Origin of the sequence: Litoribacter ruber, assembly GCF_018449405.1 — a bacterium.
Classification (GTDB): Bacteria; Bacteroidota; Bacteroidia; order Cytophagales; family Cyclobacteriaceae; genus Litoribacter; species Litoribacter ruber.
Genome location: NZ_JAHCMY010000033.1, coordinates 1 through 1,578, shown reverse-complemented (window position 1 = coordinate 1,578; position 1,578 = coordinate 1). Strand labels below are relative to the sequence as shown.

General features: G+C 53.5%; 1 rRNA gene (only partly in view). It reads right to left on the bottom strand.

Features of this window, described 5'->3' with window-relative positions:
* Nucleotides 1-1,578, bottom strand: a 23S ribosomal RNA gene (locus KI659_RS18420) (its annotated part extends 1,321 nt beyond the left edge of the window); the annotation flags it as partial.

Below are 1,578 nucleotides of genomic sequence, written 5' to 3'. Positions count from 1 at the left end.
CAAGGAATTTCGCTACCTTAGGACCGTTATAGTTACGGCCGCCGTTTACCGGGGCTTCAGTTCAGCGCTTCTCTTACGATAACGCCCCCCCTTAACCTTCCGGCACCGGGCAGGTGTCAGGCCTTATACTTCGTGTTGCCACTTCGCAAAGCCATGTGTTTTTGATAAACAGTCGCCTGGGCCTTTTCACTGCGGCCTTCCCGCACCGAAGTGCGGGATAGGCGCCCCTTCTCCCGAAGTTACAGGGCCATTTTGCCGAGTTCCTTAGCCATGATTCACTCGAGCACCTCAGGATTCTCTCCTTGACCACCTGTGTCGGTTTGCGGTACGGGCCCTTATACGCTTGACGCTAGAAGTTTTTCTTGGAAGCCCTTAGGATCACTATCCGATTGTCCGAAGACGCTCGGTACTATCGGCTTTCGGCTGGTCCTGCGCATTTAACTACAAGTCCAATACCTACGGCCTTCAACGCGGTATTCCGTCACCGCGCGGATCTTTCATCACTCCGTCACTCCGTTGCCTGTATAAGGGGTACGGGAATATTAACCCGTTGTCCATCGACTGCCCCTTTCGGGTTCGCCTTAGGTCCCGACTGACCCTGATCCGATTAGCGTTGATCAGGAAACCTTGGTCTATCGGTGGGCGGGTTTCTCGCCCGCCTTATCGTTACTTATGCCTACATTTGCTTTTCCAACAACTCCAGCGCACATCGCCATGCACCTTCGCCGCCGTTGGAATGCTCCCCTACCACTGTACCTGTGTACAATCCTTCGCTTCGGTACCACACTTGATGCCCGATTATTATCGACGCCCTGCCGCTCGACCAGTGAGCTGTTACGCACTCTTTAAAGGAATAGCTGCTTCCAAGCTAACCTCCTGGCTGTCTCTGCAGCTGGACCACCTTTGTTCAACTTAGTGTGGATTTGGGGACCTTAGCGGAAGGTCCGGGTTCTTTCCCTCTCGGACAAGGACCTTAGCACCCTTGCCCTCACTGCCGGTTCTGTATGGCGGCATTCGGAGTTCGTCAGGATTTGGTAGGATGTGACTCCCCCTAGTCCTATCGGTAGCTCTACCTCCGCCATACAATTCCCGACGCTGTTCCTAAAAACATTTCGGGGAGTACGAGCTATTTCTCAGTTTGATTGGCCTTTCACCCCTACCCACAGATCATCCGGAAACTTTTCAACGTTTATCGGTTCGGTCCTCCACTCTGTTTTACCAGAGCTTCAACCTGTCCATGGGTAGATCACAAAGTTTCGCGTCTACCCCCACTGACTAAGCGCCCTGTTCAGACTCGCTTTCGCTCCGGGTACGGAACTTAATTCCTTACCCTCGCCAGTGAGGAGTAACTCGTAGGCTCATTATGCAATAGGCACGCCGTCACCCCACTCAAGGGCTCCGACCGCTTGTCAGCGCACGGTTTCAGGTTCTGTTTCACCCCGTTATTCACGGTACTTTTCACCTTTCCCTCACGGTACTGGTTCACTATCGGTCTCTCAGGAGTATTTAGCCTTACCGGATGGTGCCGGCAAATTCAACCGGGATTTCTCCTGTCCCGGCCTACTCAGGATACCCGCC